Consider the following 16,797-nt stretch of genomic DNA (forward strand, 5'->3'; position numbering starts at 1 on the left):
ATGAAAAGACATTTGAAGATAATGGCACTGGGCATGGCATTTGCAATAATGGGAAGCACGGTGGCTTTTGCAGAAGCAAAAGAAGCAGCTCAAATTACCACCGGAGCCACTTATGTGGTTCAAGAGAGTGAAGCGGCATTTATAAGTCAGAGTGGCAAAGTTGTTTCTGTTACAGCAACGGAAAATGGTTCTTATGAAGTTTTAATCAATAACGACGATGGCGGTTTACGATTTATGATTGATGGAAATTCAATTATCGTTGATAGAGAAAGTGGCAACTATTTAACACCGAATCAATTAACAGAAGGCATGGAGATTGCAGTGATATATCCTGTGAACAGCCCTATGGGGATGAGCATGCCGCCTTTTCTAGGCAAGGTAACAGCAGTTGTTGCAAATGCAGATAAGGGAGGCTTCATTGTAGGCTCTTTTGATGAGGATCTGTTGAGCAAAAGAGACATGCTTGTATTAAATATTAGCGAAGATACGGTAATTCAAAACTTAACGGGCACAAAAAATAATATGACTGCAGATGATGTAAAAGGGAAAGATGCTTTGGTATTTTTCGATACTACAACCAGAAGTATTCCTGCACAAACAAATCCTTCCTTTGTTTTAATTTTAGGAGAAAAGAAAAGTGAGGATGAAAAAACAAAGGTTGAAGAAACAGAAACGGCTGGAGAGATGATTGCTTTACGAGACACAGCAGAAAAATTGGGTTATGTTGTAACATGGCAGGGCAAAAACAAGCCTGTTTTGGTGGAAAACGCTGAGCGGACAATTAGCGTATCCGTTGGTTCAACAAAGTATGTAGTTGATGAGAAAGAAAAGGATGCAAATGCTGCCGCTGCTTTGGTTAATAGTGTTTTATATGTATCTTCTGATATTTTAGCATAATTAAGATAAAATGGCTTCTCTTTTGAGAAGCCATTTTTATTATAGAAATTATTCTACATATGTTAAAGGAATCCATTTAAATTTAAATTTATCAAAAGCCCCTATTTTTTTGCGCAGTTTCTAATATTATTTGAGCACGCAAATAGCGTTCCAGCCTCTGGAAATCTCTTGGCGTCAATCCCGGTAGGCGTTTGAGATCCATATTGTCTGCCAAATCAGAGAGCTTTACCGCAGTCGCCAAGGGGTTTTTTGACACTTTTTGGATATATTCCATATAGTCTCCCCCGATTTCTCTGGTAAGACAAACCACTGCATCCACAATTGTTTCTGAAAAGCCTTCTTTTATAAGATCTTCAGCGGTTAAGCCACTGTTTTCCAAGGTATCATGGAGGACAGCAACAATTTTTTCATCCAGGGTTTTACATCCAAGCATAACGCGTATCGGATGTAGAATATAGGGGTTTCCTCCCTTATCTAATTGACCTGTATGAGCCTTTGCGGCAAGAATGATTGCTTTTTCCAGCATAATGCGTACTCCTTTTTATAGATTTCTTTCAAAAGTGTAGCATAATAAGCAAGAGAAAACAATAAAAATGGGCAAAAATTGGAATAAATCGTCGGCGAAATGTTACAAAATTTAATAAAATCTTCAATAACTCCTTAAAAAATTATGTTATGATAAATATGTAGTACAGATTTATGAAAAAAGGGAGGGCAAGAAAATGATTTTTTATTTTAGTGGAACGGGAAATTCATATGCCACTGCCCGTTTTTTATCAGATAATTTAGGTGAGCCTATTATTGATATTGCACAGGTTTTACAAAAAAATGAGGTGGAATATTTTTTACAGGAAAATGAGAAGCTGGGTTTTGTTTTCCCAATATATGCTTGGGCACCTCCAAAGGCTGTGTTGGATTTTATAAAGAAGCTGATTTTACATAGTGAAAAACTACCCTATACTTTTGGCGTTTGCACTTGTGGAGGCACAGCAGGAAATGGGATGGAGGTATTGGAAGATGCTTTGGGCAAAAAGGGAATTATTTTGAATAGTGGTTACTCTGTAATCATGCCTGATAACTATGTTGTTATGTTCAAGGTGGGGTCTCTGGCGGAACAGGCCGAGATATTAGAAAAAGCCAGGGAGACAATGGAACATATTTTAAATGCTGTAAAACAGGAAAAATCAGGATTTTTTCGTGTGAAAAAGGGTAAGGCGGCAGGACTTTTGACCTTAGCCGTGAATCCTGCTTTTCAGCGTTTTGGAACCAAAACAAAGCCGTTTCATGCTACCGGGGATTGTATTGGATGCGGAATCTGCGAGAAGGTATGTACAGATCATTGTATCCAATTAAAAGACGGGATTCCCCGTTGGATCAAACAACAATGCAATATGTGCTTGGCGTGTATCAATCGATGCCCCCAAGGGGCAATTCAATATGGAAAAAAGACAAAAGACAGGGGACAGTATGTACATCCTTGCTGGAAATAGCTTTTAAATGGGGGATAACGAATGAAGAGAAGAAAATGGATGATTTGCCTTTTGGTATTGGCGGTTGCCCTTGGCTTATGCGGTTGTGGGCAGAATAACGCAGTTTCGGCAGCAGAGCCGTTGATGTTACCGGTTGAGCCGATCAGGCCTGTAAAAACCGAAAGGAAGCAGTTGATTGGTGAGAAGGAATCAATGATTGAGTATGCAGCACCCCTTGCTTATGTGTTAGCGTATCCGCATATGTCCAATGAGGAGATTAACAATCAGATTTTGGATTTCGTGCAGGGACTGAAGGGGGCTTTTGCTGAACAATATGATGTAAAAGATGAAAAAGAAAAAAGACGTTTGACACAAAAAGACTGTGATAAATTCTTATATTTGGATTATGACAGTTACGTTGTGAGTGAGGATAAAGTTTGTATTGTATTTTATGAAACCCAAGAATTGGGGCAAGATGTTTTGCCGGTAGAAAGAGTACATATATTTCATTTTGATACCAATACAGGTCAGCGTATTGTAGAGAAGGATATTAGAAAAGATGGCTTTTTGGAAGCGGCATCTGCATATACCATTCAATATTTTACGCAGAACGAGCCATATAAAGATAGAATTTTTGGGGACTATAAAACCACTTTGGCACCCGATGCCGGTCGTTTTGAACGTTTTGCCTTAAATAGTGAAGGGGTTATATTTTACTTTGACCGTTATGATATATTTCCCGGTAGCCTTGGCAGAGTAGATCTGTTAATCCCTTATAGTGAATTGCCAGGATTATTAAACGGGGTAGGGGTAGAAGCACCTCCTGTGGCGGAGGAGGAAGAGACAGAACCCATTCAACCTATTGAAAAGCCGGAGCGGGAAATTGACCCAGATAAGCCAATGGTTGCTTTAACCTTTGATGATGGGCCAAAGCCTGCGCAAACAGAGCGGATTTTGGATGCTTTGGAGAAGTATGGTGTGGTAGCAACGTTTTTTGATCTGGGCAGTTTGGTAGAGGCTTATCCCGATACAGTGAAAAGAGAGCTGGAATTGGGCTGTGAAGTGGGGAGCCATTCCTATTCTCATAAAAACTTTAATACTCTTTCAGAGGAGGCAATTGCGGAGGATGTGAAGAAAACCGAGGAGGCCTTCCGAAATACAATCGGTGTTGAACCCACGGTGTTCCGCCCCCCTTATGGAAACTGCAATGATTTTGTGAAGGAGCATATTCCTTTGGCTATGGTAACTTGGTCAGTGGATACTTTGGATTGGAAGAGCAAGGATCCCGATGCAATTATGAAGGTAATACGTAGTCAGGGAGATCTAGACGGAAAAGTTATACTAATGCATGGAATTTATGAAACCAGCGCAGAGGCAACTGAAGAATTGGTACCTTATTTATTAAAACAGGGCTATCAGTTGGTAACTGTTTCAGAAATGGCTCAATATAAACATGGAGAGCAGTTGGAGGCAGGAAAGCTTTATGGCTATTCTTATTTTCAATAAATAAAAAAATTGAGGGAAAGCCCTTTCGCATAAATTTTTAGCGAGGGGGCTTTATGTTTTGGCAAACAAATTGCGAAGGAGTGCTAGTAATAAATTTAAAAAATTCATCGCCGTATCACTTTCCAAGATTTAATCTTTGTTTATATAGAACGGAAATATCTAAAAGTTTTCTTTCAAAAAAATAAAAGTCTAATTACAAGGCTTGAGCCATATAATTAGACTTTCATTCTTTAAAATAGACGAAGGTATTTAACACTGTTTACTCCTTTTGATTTATTTCCAAAAAGTTTTTCATGCCTAGAAAGGTTTCTTGGCTAATTACATGCTCAATACGGCATGCGTCTTCTAGAGCAGTTTCCTTGGCAACGCCAAAACGCATTAATATTTCGGAAATAACACAATGGCGTTCATAGGTACCCATAGCTTGGGCTTTTCCTTTTTCCGTTAACTTAATACTACCCCGATCTTCCATTTCGATATATCCGTTGGCCTTTAGCTTTTTCATAGCATTGCTGATGCTGGGCTTGCTAAAACCTAGGGCAGTAGCAATATCAATGGAGCGCACGTAGCCGGTTTGCTTCTCCAGCAGATAAATTGTTTCAAGATAATCTTCCATTGATTCTTGGACTTTCAAATAGATCTCCCCCTAAGCTTTTTTATTATGGTAACAAAAAAATTGCAGATTGACAATGGGTTTGTTTAATTCGTAATATATTGTATAAAAAATAAGACAAAATGAAAAAATAAATAATTTATCATTGACAAGTAGAAAAAAATGATGCAATATAAATACATAATTACGACAAGGGCGTCGCAAGACAATAAAATGTTTTGACGCCTTTTTTAGATAATATGCCTATTTTGGCATGTTTTAATTTGCTTGTTTCTGTAGTTTGATGCTTTCTCCTAACGTCAAACTATTTTGAATCAAACTTTTCATCTCTTCTTGTTGTTGCCGTACCGAATATAGCGGAAACGCCCCCCAATTGTTTTCGTTATATGGCAATGACGACCCTTAAAGAATAAGCGACTTTCTCCCACAAGAAAGTCGCTTATTCTTTATATTAAAATAAAGAAAGGATGTTATTATGAGTGAACAAAGATGGACAGCAGAGGATTATGCAGTGTTTCGGAATGAGCTTTTCAGTCTGCAAGAAGAAAAGTATCGTTTGTTTCATGAAAAGCTGCTATGCTCATCTCTGCCTGTAATAGGGATTCGTACACCGATTTTACGGGATAAAGCCAAAAATCTTGCAAAATATGCAGGAGAAGATTTTTTCCTTTTTTGTGGAAAAGATACTTATGAAGAAAGATTGCTATATGGTCTTGTGGCTGCGGCGCTGCCTATGGAGTTTGAAGATTTTCTGCGTTTTTGTAATACATATTCTTTTGAATTTGTGGAAAATTGGGCGCATTGTGATATATTTTGTGCATCGCTTAAAAAGATTGCAGCGAAAAACCGAGATCCCTTATTCCAACATGCAAAGGGCTATCTAAAAGGAGATAATCCTTGGGTTGTACGAGTGGGATTGATTATTCTGCTAAATTATTATTTGAAAGAACCATATTTACAGGAGGTTTTATTGGAAACGGATGGCGTGAATTCTGATTTTTACTATATTCAAATGGCACAGGCTTGGTTACTGGCAACAGCTTGGGCAAAGAATCCTGAGGCGGTTCGTGGATATTTAGACAATAGCAGACTATCTTACAAGGTGAAGGCAAAGTTTGTACAAAAGGCCTGCGAATCTTTTCGTGTATCCCCAGAAGATAAGGAATGGCTTCGGGAATGGAAAAAGGCACAGGCATAAAGGAGGGGTGCATATGAAGGAGATGGAACGGGTGGTTCACAGCTTTTTGCCTGTTTGTAATGAAAACAGCAAGGTGTTGATTCTAGGAACTGCGCCGTCTGTGAAATCCAGAGAAAACAATTTTTATTACGGACATCCCCAAAATCGTTTTTGGCGGGTGCTGGCAGAGGCAACAGGAGCAGAAGTTCCAAAAAGTATCGAAGAAAAAAAGAATTTTTTATTGCTAAAAGGAATCGCCGTTTATGATGTGATTGAAAGCTGCGATATTCAAGGCAGCAGTGACAGCTCCATACGAAATGTTGTGCCTGCAGATTTAAGTGAAATACTGAGAATAACGGGGAATATCCCTATTTTTGGAAATGGCGGTACTGCGTTTCGCTTATATCAGAAGCATCAGCAGAAAAAGACTGGAATTCCTATGATTCTTTTGCCGTCTACAAGCCCTGCCAATGCTGCCTGGAATTTTCAACGGCTGACAACTGCGTGGGATGCTGCCTTAAAGCCATATTTGGATTAGAGTGGTTTTTGCCAGAGATTTATGAAAGAATGTTGACTTTTAGTGGAAACGGTGTTATAATGCACCATATAATAGTGAATAGAGAACTTATCAAGAGTGGTTGAGGGACAGGGCCCTATGACACCCGGCAACCGGCGTTGTTACGCATCGGTGCCAATTCCCCCGTTTGATTCAAGCGGAAGATGAGAATGTATATTTTAAGCCCTGGTTAGGGCTTTTTTCTTGCCAAAAAATATAATTTGGCTTGCAGCTTTTGCCAATTTTTTTATTGATTTGGCAGTATAGTAAAACATCTCTCCCTGCATTCTATTCACAAGGAAAATTATTTTATTTTTACAGGAGGGAAAAAAATGAGCAGAAGATTATTTACATCCGAATCTGTTACGGAAGGACATCCCGATAAAATTTGTGATCAAATTTCCGATGGGGTTTTAGACACCTTATTGGCAAAGGATCCAAATGCCCGTGTTGCTTGCGAAACAGCAACCACCACAGGGATTATTTTTGTAATGGGTGAAATTACCACAAATGCGTATGTAGACGTAGAAAAAATTGTTCGGGAGACCTTAAATGAAATTGGGTATAACCGTGCAAAATACGGGTTTGACAGTGAAACCTGTGCTGTTATTACTTCTATTCATGGACAGTCTGCGGATATTGCCATGGGTGTTGACAAAGCATTGGAACATAAAACAGGGGAAGATGACAGCGAATTTGATACCGGAGCCGGAGATCAAGGCATGATGTTTGGGTTTGCCTGCGATGAAACAGAAGAGTTGATGCCTTTGCCTATTTCTTTAGCGCATAAATTGACAAGAAAATTAACAGAAGTTAGAAAAAACGGTACTTTAAAATATTTACGTCCCGACGGAAAATCTCAGGTTACTGTTGAATATGTGGACGACAAGCCTGTAAGGGTGGATACAGTTGTGATATCTACTCAGCATGATCCCAATGCAACAAACGAACAAATTCGTGGGGATATCCTTCAGCATGTTATCGAAAAAGTGATTCCGGCAGAGCTTTTAGATGATAAAACAAAATATTATATCAATCCCACAGGTCGTTTCGTTATCGGCGGGCCCATGGGTGACAGCGGTTTAACAGGAAGAAAAATTATTGTTGATACCTATGGCGGTTATGCAGCCCATGGCGGCGGTGCATTCAGCGGCAAGGACCCCACAAAGGTTGACCGTTCTGCTTGTTACGCAGCAAGACACGTTGCAAAAAATATTGTTGCCAGTGGCATTGCAAAGAAATGTGAAGTGCAGTTGGCTTATGCCATCGGTGTTGCAAAGCCTGTATCCATTCTTGTGAACACCTATGGAACAGGAAAAATTTCCGATGAAGAAATTACTGAAATTGTTCAGAAAAACTTTGACTTGCGTCCTGCGGCAATCATCAAAAATTTTGATTTGAGAAGACCTATTTATAAGCAAGTTGCAGCTTACGGCCATTTTGGACGTACAGATTTAGACCTTCCTTGGGAAAAATTGGATAAGGTTGAGGTATTTAAAAATAAATTTTAATCTAGTCTTTTTGAGGTGTCGACTTTGGTCGACACCTTTTTTATGGAAAAATGTAGGAACGAAAGTTCCCTTTTTGCTTTTGGTGTGGTATACTTAAAAAATTATATAATACAAAATATTGAAAATAATAGAAAAATATATTTTGTGGTGTTTTCAGCAAAAATATATTTATTTGCAAATATAAAGTGTGGAGAAAGACTTTTCAAAACTGCACGCCCAAGAGAAGCAGGCTATAAATTTCCTGGCTTTGCGTAGCAAAGGTGTTTAAATCCTTTGCCGGGTTGGGGACAGAGTCTCCGGAACGTTTAGGACTTGCATTTTTATGGGAAGGAGGGGTGTTCATGGAGGACGTAATTTTAAAAGGCGAGATTAGAGATATTATCTTTCAAAATAAAGAAAACGGTTATACCGTTTTTACCATTTTTGCCGAAGAAGAGGAAGTTACCTGCGTGGGCATTGTTCCTATGCTTCATTCCGGTGAGAATGTGGAAGTAAGAGGGAATTGGAATAATCATCCTGCTTATGGAAAGCAATTACAGGTTCAGTTTTATGAAAAATTTATGCCAACCTCTCAAAGTGGTATGGAAAAATATTTAGCCTCTGGGCTAATTAAAGGCTTGGGGCCGAAAACATCAAAAAAAATAGTGGAACGCTTTGGCGATGCCTCTTTTTATGTAATTGAGGAAAAGCCGGATTTGCTGACGGAAATAAAGGGGATTACCCATGAAAAAGCCCAGAGGATTTCTGAGATTTTTCAAGAACAGCGGGAATTGCGTAAGGTTATGATGTTTTTGCAGAGCTTTGAGGTTTCTCCGGCGTATACCATGCGTATTTACAAAAGATATAAGAGCAGGACGTTTGAAATTGTAAAGACAAACCCCTATCGTTTGGCGGATGACGTTTTTGGAATTGGGTTTAAAATGGCAGACAAAATGGCGGCTCATGCAGGGATTGCAGAGGATGACCCCAATCGCATAAAAGCCGCAGTAAAATATGTTTTAAACCAGGCCGCAGGAAACGGGGATTGTTTTTTACCCAAGGATAAACTCGTTGCCCAGGCAGTGGAGCTTTTGGAACTACATCCTCTTTCTGTGGAAAATGCTATCAGGGAACTACAGGTGGAAAGCCAAATTTGGCAGGAAAGAATGGGAGAGATTGAGGCGGTTTACCTAAACTTCTATTATTATGCAGAAATGGCGGTGGCAAAACACCTATTGGAATTATCCATGGACTGTGAAGATGTGGATTTAAATATTCTTGAAGAGCAGATACAGCAGGTTGAAAAGGAAACAGGTGTATTGTTGGCTCCGGAGCAGCGCCAGGCGGTGATGGAGGCAGTGAGCGGTGGCGTGCTGATTATTACAGGGGGCCCCGGTACAGGGAAAACCACAACCATAAATACCATTTTACGTTTACTGGAAAAAGAGGAAAAAGAAGTGGTGCTTGCTGCACCCACAGGTCGTGCCGCCAAACGGATGACAGAGGCCACTGGCGTGGAGGCAAAAACCATTCATAGGCTATTGGGTACCACTTTCGTCAGTGATGATAATCGCCGACAGGTTTTTGATAAAAATGAGGATGACCCCATAGAAGGAGATGTAATTATTATTGATGAAACCTCCATGGTTGATCTACATTTGATGCACGCTTTATTACGGGCAGTTGAAATAGGAACGGCAGTCATTTTTGTGGGAGACATGGATCAGCTTCCCTCCGTTGGAGCAGGGAATGTTTTAAAAGATATGATTCGCAGTGAGCGTTTGCGTGTGGTTCGATTGTGCCATGTGTTTCGACAGGCACAGGAAAGTGCCATTATTATGAATGCCCATCGAATTAATCAAGGGGAAGAGCCCATTTTAAATGAAGGCGGAACGGATTTCTTTTTTATGCGCCGTGCATATGGTCAGGAGGTTTTGGCAACGGTACAGGAGTTGGTAAAAAGTCGTTTACCCAAGTATACCGGCCATGACGGCGTGGCTGATATGCAGATATTAACCCCTATGCGGAAGGGAATTTTAGGGGTTCAAGGTTTAAACCAGGTATTGCAACAAACCTTAAATCCTCCTTCTCATAAAAAAAAGGAAAAGACATTTCGCCAAACAACTTATCGGGAAGGCGATAAGGTAATGCAGATTAAAAATAATTATAATATTGTCTGGTGTTGCTATAATTGCGGAGGAAAACGGACTGATGAGGGTTTAGGGATTTACAATGGTGACGCAGGTCGCATTACAAAAATTGACGAGGAAAATGAGATTGTGCAAGTTTTATTTGATGATGGAAAGACCGTTGATTATGATTTTACCCAGTTGGAGGAGTTGGAACTTGCTTATGCCATTACCATTCACAAATCTCAGGGGAGTGAATATCCTGTGGTGATTCTACCCGTTTATAGCGGTCCGCCTATGCTGATGACCAGAAATTTACTTTATACGGCGATTACCCGTGCAAAGGAATTGGTGGTACTTGTGGGTTTAAGGGAAACGGTAAACAGTATGATTGCAAATAATCGAGAGATTGGGCGATATACGGGTTTGGCGGAGCGGATACAAAATCTATATGATTTTATGCATGAACAGGAGGTACAGCCATGAAAAACGTATTGCAAGGGTTTTTAAATGTACTGTATCCTCCTTACTGTGTGTTATGTGGTGAGCTGCTGCCCATGGAAGAATGGGAAAATGGGATTTGCAAAGGTTGTGAAGAAAAAATCCCTTTCCTAACGGGAAACCGATGTAAGTTTTGTGGCAGAGAATTGGAGTTTGGTGAGGTATGTCATTCTTGCTTGGAAAATATCCCTGTATTTGAACGAGGAATATCGACTTTTTATTATGAACCGTTGAAAGATGGAATTGCAAGATTTAAATTTGAAGGGGCAAAGAATGATGGGAAAATATTTGGCCGTCTCATGGCTGAGTTTATGCTTTCTTATCACAAAGAGTGGATAGAGGAAATAGATTTTATCACAGGGGTTCCTCTCCATGCCCATAAAGAAAAAGAGCGGGGATTTAACCAAGCGGATATTCTTTGTAAAATTATTAGTGAAATGACCGGGATTGCGTATCAAAAGAACATTCTTGCCAGAACAAAGGCAACAACGCCGCAAAGCAAGCTTTCGGCCAAGGAACGCCATGAAAATTTAAGAAATGTTTTCACAGCGAAGGACTGCACAGATATGCGTGTTCTTTTGGTAGATGATATTTTCACCACGGGGGCAACGTTAAATGAATGCAGTCGTGCATTATACCGTGAAGGGGCAAAAAAGGTTGAAATATTCTGCCTTTCGGTAACAGAATAATTTAATAACAAATTGAAATGATAATAAAGGTTCTCTTTAAAACGACGGAATGGAAATGTCTGAAACGAAAAGAGAATTTTTTTATGGAAAAAGGTTTTAAATTTTATTTGTAATATATAAAAAAAAATAGTATAATTTAATACCGTAGTTAAAAAAACGGACGAGAAATTCGGGGGAATTAAGCAATGATGCGAATGGGATTTGACAATGAAAAGTATTTAAAAATGCAGTCGGAAAGAATCAAAGAGCGTATTGGGCAATTTGGTGGAAAGCTGTATTTGGAGTTTGGCGGAAAGCTGTTTGATGATTACCATGCTTCACGCGTGCTTCCAGGCTTTAAGCCGGACAGCAAAGTAAATATGCTTCTCCAGTTGAAGGAGGATGCAGAGATTGTAATTGTAATCAATGCAGGAGATATTGAAAAGAACAAGGTACGTGGAGATTTGGGAATCACCTATGATATGGATGTATTGCGTTTGATTGATGCATTTCGTGGGTATGGCTTATATGTAGGCAGCGTTGTTTTATCTCAATTCAATGGACAAGCAGCGGCCATTGCCTATGAAAAAAAATTGGAAGCATTGGGTCTTAAAGTTTATAAACACTACCCGATTGCCGGATATCCTGCAAATATTCCCTTGATTGTAAGCGACGAGGGATATGGAAAAAATGACTATATCGAAACAGAACGTTCTTTAATCGTAATTACGGCTCCTGGCCCAGGCAGCGGAAAAATGGCAACTTGCCTTTCTCAGCTGTATCATGAAAATAAAAGAGGGGTAAAGGCAGGTTATGCAAAGTTTGAAACCTTCCCCATCTGGAACGTACCCTTGCGTCACCCTGTGAATGTGGCTTATGAAGCGGCTACGGCGGATTTAAATGATGTAAATATGATTGATCCCTTCCATTTGGAAGCCTATGGAGAGACAACTATTAATTATAACCGAGATGTAGAGGTTTTTCCTGTTCTCAATGCTATGTTTGAGCAGATTTATGGGAAGTCCCCTTATAAATCTCCCACAGATATGGGGGTAAATATGGTTGGAAATTGCATTGTTGACGATGAAGCGGTGCGAAAAGGATCTTCTAACGAAATTATCCGCAGATATTATAAAGGCCTTTGTGATCATAGAAAGGGCAATCTGGATGAGGATGTTCTTTTCAGATTAGAATTATTAATGAAGCAGGTTGGTGTTTCTGTAGCCGATCGCCCTGTGATTGCGGCGGCTGTGAAACGGGCAGAGGAAACAAATGCGCCGGCGGCGGCAATTGAATTGCCTGACGGAACCATTGTGACAGGGAAAACTACGCCTTTATTGGGGGCATCCTCGGCAATGCTGTTGAATGCATTGAAGAATTTGGCAGGCATTCCCAAAGAGGAGAAGCTGATTTCTCCTACGGTTATTGAGCCCATTCAGAAGTTAAAGGTCAATAACCTTGGAAATCATAATCCTCGTTTGCACACAGACGAAATATTAATTGCCCTTTGTATCAGTGCCACAACGGACGAACAAGCAAATTTGGCATTGCAGCAGTTAGAGAAGTTAAAATGTGCAGAGGTTCATTCTTCTGTAATTCTTTCAAATGTGGATGAAAATGTGTTCCAAAAGCTTGGTGTGAATTTGACTTGTGAGCCAAAGTATCAGACGAAAAAGCTGTTCCACGGTAATAAATAAAGAAAAGTTTTTTTATACGTGAAAGTATCCCCTTTTGTTAGGCAAAAAAGTGTCTGATGAAAGGGGATTATTTTTTGACATAAGGTGGAATTTTCGGTTATGATATATTTAATTTTATAGAACAAAAGGAGGATTTTGGTGTGGGAAAATACAATTTACCGAAAATAGATTTACACTTACATTTGGATGGCTCCATTTTACCCGAGACTGCTTGGGAGTTGGTGCAGGAACAAGGAATTACAGTGCCGGCAAAGGATTTGGAAAGTTTTACTCCATTGATTATGGTGCCTAAGAATTGTAAGGATGTGAATGAGTGTTTAGAGAGATTTGAAATTCCTGTTCAGATTTTGCAGGATCAGGCGGCCTTAAAACGGGTGACGGAGGAACTCATTGGATGGTTGGCAAAGGAAGGGGTCGCTTATGCAGAAATTCGCTTTGCACCTCAGCTTCATACGAGAAAAGACCTTACTCAAAAGGATGCCATTGATGCAGTTTTAGCCGGAAGAAAGGCTGGGTTACAGAGGCATTCCGAAGTTGGTATTGGTATTATTTTGTGTGCCATGAGTATTGGACCGGAAACGGTAAATATGGAGGAAAATTTAGAAACGGTACGCCTGACAAAAGATTATTTGGGTAAAGGTGTAGTTGCCCTTGATTTGGCAGGCGCAGAGGGGATTGTGCCCCTTTCAAACTTTGCCCCTATTTTTGATTTGGCAAGGGAATTGGAAGTGCCATTTACCTGCCATGCAGGAGATAGCCAAGGTCCTGAAACCGTAGGGGAGGCTATGAATTTGGGGGCAAAAAGATTGGGTCATGGGCATCATATTTATGAGGATGCAGCATTATGTGAAAGAGCAATGAAAGAGGGTGTAACCTTTGAGATTTGTCCTACCAGTAATGTATGTTGCCAAAGTACAACGGGGTATGGCGAGCATTATGTGAAAAAGATGTATGATTTGGGGATGCGTGTTACCATTAATACAGATAACATGACATTATTTGATTTAACCTTAGATAAAGAATACGATCACTGTATCATTGATATGGGCTTTACCAAGGATGATATCATACAAATGCTTTTGTATGCCGCAGAAGCATCATTCCAAGGAGAGAAAGAGAAAGAGGCTTTGAAAAAAAGGATTTTAGACTGCAAAAAAGGGAAGTAAACCAACGATGAAAGAATAGGTAATACAAAAGATATCCTCCAGGCAGACGCTATGGAGGTGTTTTTTATGGAAAGAGAATCGAATGAAACAACTTTGTTGAATGGTTTTTTTTGATATGTAATATAATGGATGTAAGAAATAACTGGTTTTCCTGAAAAAGGAGGAAAGGACATGTGTAATAAAAAAGGAGTCGGCTTATTTTTTGTTTTGTTGTCTTTAGGGGTAGGTGCGTTATCGGGTTTTTTAAATATGGAGGCCATGAGCCGGTATCAGGTTTTGAATCGGCCACCTCTCTCCCCTCCGGCATGGGTTTTCCCTGTGGCATGGACCATTCTTTATATTTTGATGGGCATTGGAGCGGCCATGATATATTGCTCCAATGAGGACAAGAAAAAAACAGCATTAATTTTGTTTTTTATCCAGCTTGTTTTTAATTTTTGTTGGAGCTTCTTTTTCTTTACGTTGGAATGGCGATTGTTTGCCTTTATTTGGCTGGTTGCACTATTGATTCTGGTTTTGGCAATGACAAAGGCGTTTGGAAAAATATCACCGTTGGCGGCAAAACTGCAAATTCCATATATTTTATGGCTATGTTTTGCGGCATATTTAAATTTTGGCGCTTGGTGGTTAAACCGCTAAAGGAAAGGAATAAGAAGGTCGTACTTAGATCAAGGTTTTTTGTAAATTTTCTTTGAAAAGAGTCCCAGTAGAAACCGTTTTTATGTATTTTGGTTTGTTATAAAAAAACCTCTTTGTAATCACAAAGAGGTTTTTAATGTGCGAATATTATTTTTTAGATATTTTTTGGTTCAAATTAAGAGACATTTTCTCTGTAAGGGTTTTCTTCTTTTTGTTTTCCAAGTTCATACCGGTAATACCAACAATATACATTCCCGCCAAGTCAACCTTAATGTTTTTTTTCACAGGAAGTACATTAAAAACAGGTTTATCGCAAATAAGCGTAGCAATTTGCGGACCGATTTTTGCACGAACCAAATTGGCTTTACGCATTTTTGTGGTTCTTGGCATTTGCTCATATACGGCTTTGGGCAAATTGGAAGGAGATGGTTTTTCTTGCTTTTTATCAATGACAAAGATTTGTACGGTTGCCCGGTTATTGTCTATAAAGTCCTGTGCCTGTATCATTTTACGCATACTAACCTTGTTAAAATAGTATAAAGCAGCAACAATGATGGCTAATACCACAGTAATAATAATCAATACATCTGAAAAGTTTCCGTTCACAAATAGTTCCTCCTTAATTTGCACAAACAAAAATGTTTGCGCATTTGCATTTCATACTTATCTATTCTAACATTGATTTTGTTTTTAGGGAAGTAGAAAAAAAGAAAATTTAACTTTTTTTACATCTATCATATCTTGCATATTTTTGGAAGAATATAGTATACTACAAGAAACTCGTTACATAAGAGGGGAGAGGCTTTCATGGGTTCACAGGTTTTCACGGTGATGGCTTATTTGGTTTTGCTTATTTTAGTTATCAACGTGCTTTTAGCCGGTCTGATGGTCTTTTTTGAGCGCAGAAATCCCGCCAGCACATGGGCATGGTTATTGGTGTTGTTTTTTATACCGATTTTTGGATTTTTAAGTTATTTGATATTCGGAAAAAACGGCAAGCGGGAAAAGATGTTTTGCGAGAAGGAAGAGTATGACCAAAAGGTTTATTTTAAATACTTATTTCATGACCGCCACTCCATAGAAAAAATTCAACGGCAAAAGGCATTAATACAAAACAGAGGTCGATTGGTCGAAGCTGAATATTTAACGGATTTGGCATACTTGCATTTAAATTCCGGAAACTGGATGACATTTAACAATAAAGTAACGGTATTTAGTACAGGCAGAGATAAATTTGAAGCGTTGGTTCGGGATATTCGCAAGGCTCAAAATTTTATTCATCTGGAGTATTATATTTGGCGGGGGGACAAGCTTGGCAAGCGCTTGCTGGCGGAGCTGGCGAAAAAAGCCAAAGAAGGCGTAGAGGTACGTCTTTTATACGATGGCATGGGCAATTCTGCATTGCCTAAAAAATTTTTCGACGAGCTTCATGAGGCAGGAGGCTATACGGCGGCCTTTTTGCCTCCGTTTATTGTGCGGTTGAATTATAGAAACCATAGAAAACTTTGTATTATTGACGGCAAGATTGGCTATATCGGTGGTTTTAATGTGGGGGATGAATATTTAGGTATTGTGAAGCGTTACGGCCCTTGGAGGGATACGCACCTGCGTTTTGAAGGAGATGCAGTGGATCAGATGCAAATTCGTTTTGTCATGGACTGGAATTTTACCGCAAAAGACAGTAAGGTTCCTCTTTCGGACAAATATTTCCCTGAAAGAGAACAATGGGATGGCGTAGAAACTCAAATTGTATCCAGTGGACCCGATACCCAATGGAAAAATATTCGTAATGGTTATTTTAAAATGATGAACGAGGCGGAGGATCATATTTATTTGACTACACCTTATTTTGTTCCAGATGACGGGATATTTGAGGCTTTGCGGGTTGCTGCGTTATCTGGAATTGATGTGCGCATTCTCATTCCCGGTAACCCTGACCATATTTTTGTATATTGGGCCAGTATGTCCTATTTAGGGGAGCTCTTGGAAGCTGGGGTACGCTGCTATCAATATGAAAAAGGTTTTATTCATGCGAAAACATTATGCATTGATGGTTTGGTTGCATCCGTTGGCACGGCCAATATGGATGTGCGAAGCTTTGATTTGAATTTCGAGGTGAATGCATTTATGTTTGATGCTGCATTAACACGAACTTTGGAAGCAGATTTTTTACGGGATTTGGAAAGCTCTGTAGAAATTACCAAAGATTGGTATTATAGAAGAAAATGGTGGTTTAAGGTAAAGGAAGCAGTGGCAAGATTAATTTCGCCGATGCTTTAAGAAATGGAG

15 protein-coding genes and 1 riboswitch are annotated in these 16,797 nt (G+C 39.5%); of the genes, 12 read left to right on the plus strand and 3 right to left on the minus strand.

Features of this window, described 5'->3' with window-relative positions:
- Positions 1 to 897 (plus strand): copper amine oxidase N-terminal domain-containing protein, encoded by an 897-nt coding sequence (locus P9Q65_RS00175; protein ID WP_304507057.1) that lies wholly within the window; start codon positions 1 to 3, stop codon positions 895 to 897.
- Between the two features lie 91 nt (positions 898 to 988).
- Here the strand turns inward: P9Q65_RS00175 and P9Q65_RS00180 are convergent, their stop codons facing one another.
- Positions 989 to 1,423 carry a GTP pyrophosphokinase gene (locus P9Q65_RS00180; RefSeq protein WP_304507058.1) on the minus strand — a complete coding sequence of 145 codons (435 nt, stop codon included), beginning with the start codon at positions 1,421 to 1,423 and terminating at the stop codon, positions 989 to 991.
- Positions 1,424 to 1,619: 196 nt separating this feature from the next.
- Between P9Q65_RS00180 and P9Q65_RS00185 the strand changes: the two genes are divergently transcribed.
- Together P9Q65_RS00185 and P9Q65_RS00190 are read left to right on the plus strand one after the other, a co-directional pair.
- A complete protein-coding gene (locus tag P9Q65_RS00185) occupies positions 1,620 to 2,387 on the plus strand; it encodes an EFR1 family ferrodoxin (RefSeq protein WP_304507059.1) in 768 nt (255 codons plus the stop codon).
- A gap of 21 nt (positions 2,388 to 2,408) precedes the next feature.
- Positions 2,409 to 3,872: a polysaccharide deacetylase family protein gene (locus P9Q65_RS00190; protein ID WP_304507060.1), complete on the plus strand. Its 1,464-nt coding sequence runs from the start codon at positions 2,409 to 2,411 to the stop codon at positions 3,870 to 3,872.
- A gap of 259 nt (positions 3,873 to 4,131) precedes the next feature.
- On the opposite strand, the gene P9Q65_RS00195 is transcribed toward P9Q65_RS00190, so the two are convergent.
- Complete coding sequence (locus tag P9Q65_RS00195) at positions 4,132 to 4,506, minus strand: metal-dependent transcriptional regulator (protein ID WP_304507061.1); 375 nt, start codon at positions 4,504 to 4,506, stop codon at positions 4,132 to 4,134.
- A 454-nt stretch (positions 4,507 to 4,960) separates the two neighbouring features.
- Between P9Q65_RS00195 and P9Q65_RS00200 the strand changes: the two genes are divergently transcribed.
- The 8 genes from P9Q65_RS00200 (at position 4,961) to P9Q65_RS00235 (ending at position 14,508) form a co-directional block, all read left to right on the plus strand.
- Positions 4,961 to 5,683 (plus strand): DNA alkylation repair protein, encoded by a 723-nt coding sequence (locus P9Q65_RS00200; protein WP_304507062.1) that lies wholly within the window; start codon positions 4,961 to 4,963, stop codon positions 5,681 to 5,683.
- A gap of 13 nt (positions 5,684 to 5,696) precedes the next feature.
- Complete coding sequence (locus P9Q65_RS00205; RefSeq protein ID WP_304507063.1) at positions 5,697 to 6,200, plus strand: DNA-deoxyinosine glycosylase; 504 nt, start codon at positions 5,697 to 5,699, stop codon at positions 6,198 to 6,200.
- Positions 6,201 to 6,284: 84 nt separating this feature from the next.
- Positions 6,285 to 6,389, plus strand: a riboswitch (SAM riboswitch).
- A gap of 161 nt (positions 6,390 to 6,550) precedes the next feature.
- Complete coding sequence (metK, locus tag P9Q65_RS00210) at positions 6,551 to 7,729, plus strand: methionine adenosyltransferase (protein ID WP_304507064.1); 1,179 nt, start codon at positions 6,551 to 6,553, stop codon at positions 7,727 to 7,729.
- A gap of 341 nt (positions 7,730 to 8,070) precedes the next feature.
- Positions 8,071 to 10,323 carry an SF1B family DNA helicase RecD2 gene (recD2, locus tag P9Q65_RS00215; RefSeq protein WP_304507065.1) on the plus strand — a complete coding sequence of 751 codons (2,253 nt, stop codon included), beginning with the start codon at positions 8,071 to 8,073 and terminating at the stop codon, positions 10,321 to 10,323.
- Positions 10,320 to 11,027, plus strand: coding sequence for a ComF family protein (locus tag P9Q65_RS00220; RefSeq protein ID WP_304507066.1), 708 nt, complete (start codon positions 10,320 to 10,322; stop codon positions 11,025 to 11,027). The genes recD2 and P9Q65_RS00220 overlap by 4 nt, the downstream gene beginning before the upstream one ends.
- A gap of 188 nt (positions 11,028 to 11,215) precedes the next feature.
- Positions 11,216 to 12,703, plus strand: coding sequence for a DUF1846 domain-containing protein (locus tag P9Q65_RS00225; RefSeq protein ID WP_334307187.1), 1,488 nt, complete (start codon positions 11,216 to 11,218; stop codon positions 12,701 to 12,703).
- 140 nt (positions 12,704 to 12,843) lie between these two features.
- Complete coding sequence (gene add / locus P9Q65_RS00230; protein WP_304507068.1) at positions 12,844 to 13,869, plus strand: adenosine deaminase; 1,026 nt, start codon at positions 12,844 to 12,846, stop codon at positions 13,867 to 13,869.
- Between the two features lie 171 nt (positions 13,870 to 14,040).
- Entirely contained in the window at positions 14,041 to 14,508 is a 468-nt protein-coding gene (locus P9Q65_RS00235; RefSeq protein ID WP_304507069.1) for a TspO/MBR family protein, read from the plus strand.
- Between the two features lie 147 nt (positions 14,509 to 14,655).
- On the opposite strand, the gene P9Q65_RS00240 is transcribed toward P9Q65_RS00235, so the two are convergent.
- Positions 14,656 to 15,114 carry a hypothetical protein gene (locus P9Q65_RS00240; protein ID WP_304507070.1) on the minus strand — a complete coding sequence of 153 codons (459 nt, stop codon included), beginning with the start codon at positions 15,112 to 15,114 and terminating at the stop codon, positions 14,656 to 14,658.
- Between the two features lie 201 nt (positions 15,115 to 15,315).
- Between P9Q65_RS00240 and cls the strand changes: the two genes are divergently transcribed.
- A complete protein-coding gene (cls, locus tag P9Q65_RS00245) occupies positions 15,316 to 16,788 on the plus strand; it encodes a cardiolipin synthase (RefSeq protein WP_304507071.1) in 1,473 nt (490 codons plus the stop codon).
- Positions 16,789 to 16,797: the final 9 nt, after the last annotated feature.

It is taken from the genome of Anaerotignum sp. (assembly GCF_030625865.1).
Classification (GTDB): domain Bacteria; phylum Bacillota; class Clostridia; order Lachnospirales; family Anaerotignaceae; genus Chakrabartyella.

Excerpts from the sequence above, each read along its gene's own strand:
- P9Q65_RS00200 (WP_304507062.1), top strand. The coding sequence starts at position 4,961 with ATGAGTGAACAAAGATGGACAGCAGAGGATTATGCAGTGTTTCGGAAT.
- P9Q65_RS00225 (WP_334307187.1), top strand. The coding sequence starts at position 11,216 with ATGCGAATGGGATTTGACAATGAAAAGTATTTAAAAATGCAGTCGGAA.
- P9Q65_RS00205 (WP_304507063.1), top strand. The coding sequence starts at position 5,697 with ATGAAGGAGATGGAACGGGTGGTTCACAGCTTTTTGCCTGTTTGTAAT.
- metK (WP_304507064.1), top strand. The coding sequence starts at position 6,551 with ATGAGCAGAAGATTATTTACATCCGAATCTGTTACGGAAGGACATCCC.
- P9Q65_RS00220 (WP_304507066.1), top strand. The coding sequence starts at position 10,320 with ATGAAAAACGTATTGCAAGGGTTTTTAAATGTACTGTATCCTCCTTAC.
- recD2 (WP_304507065.1), top strand. The coding sequence starts at position 8,071 with ATGGAGGACGTAATTTTAAAAGGCGAGATTAGAGATATTATCTTTCAA.
- P9Q65_RS00175 (WP_304507057.1), top strand. The coding sequence starts at position 1 with ATGAAAAGACATTTGAAGATAATGGCACTGGGCATGGCATTTGCAATA.
- cls (WP_304507071.1), top strand. The coding sequence starts at position 15,316 with ATGGGTTCACAGGTTTTCACGGTGATGGCTTATTTGGTTTTGCTTATT.
- P9Q65_RS00235 (WP_304507069.1), top strand. The coding sequence starts at position 14,041 with ATGTGTAATAAAAAAGGAGTCGGCTTATTTTTTGTTTTGTTGTCTTTA.
- P9Q65_RS00190 (WP_304507060.1), top strand. The coding sequence starts at position 2,409 with ATGAAGAGAAGAAAATGGATGATTTGCCTTTTGGTATTGGCGGTTGCC.
- P9Q65_RS00185 (WP_304507059.1), top strand. The coding sequence starts at position 1,620 with ATGATTTTTTATTTTAGTGGAACGGGAAATTCATATGCCACTGCCCGT.
- P9Q65_RS00180 (WP_304507058.1), bottom strand. The coding sequence starts at position 1,423 with ATGCTGGAAAAAGCAATCATTCTTGCCGCAAAGGCTCATACAGGTCAA.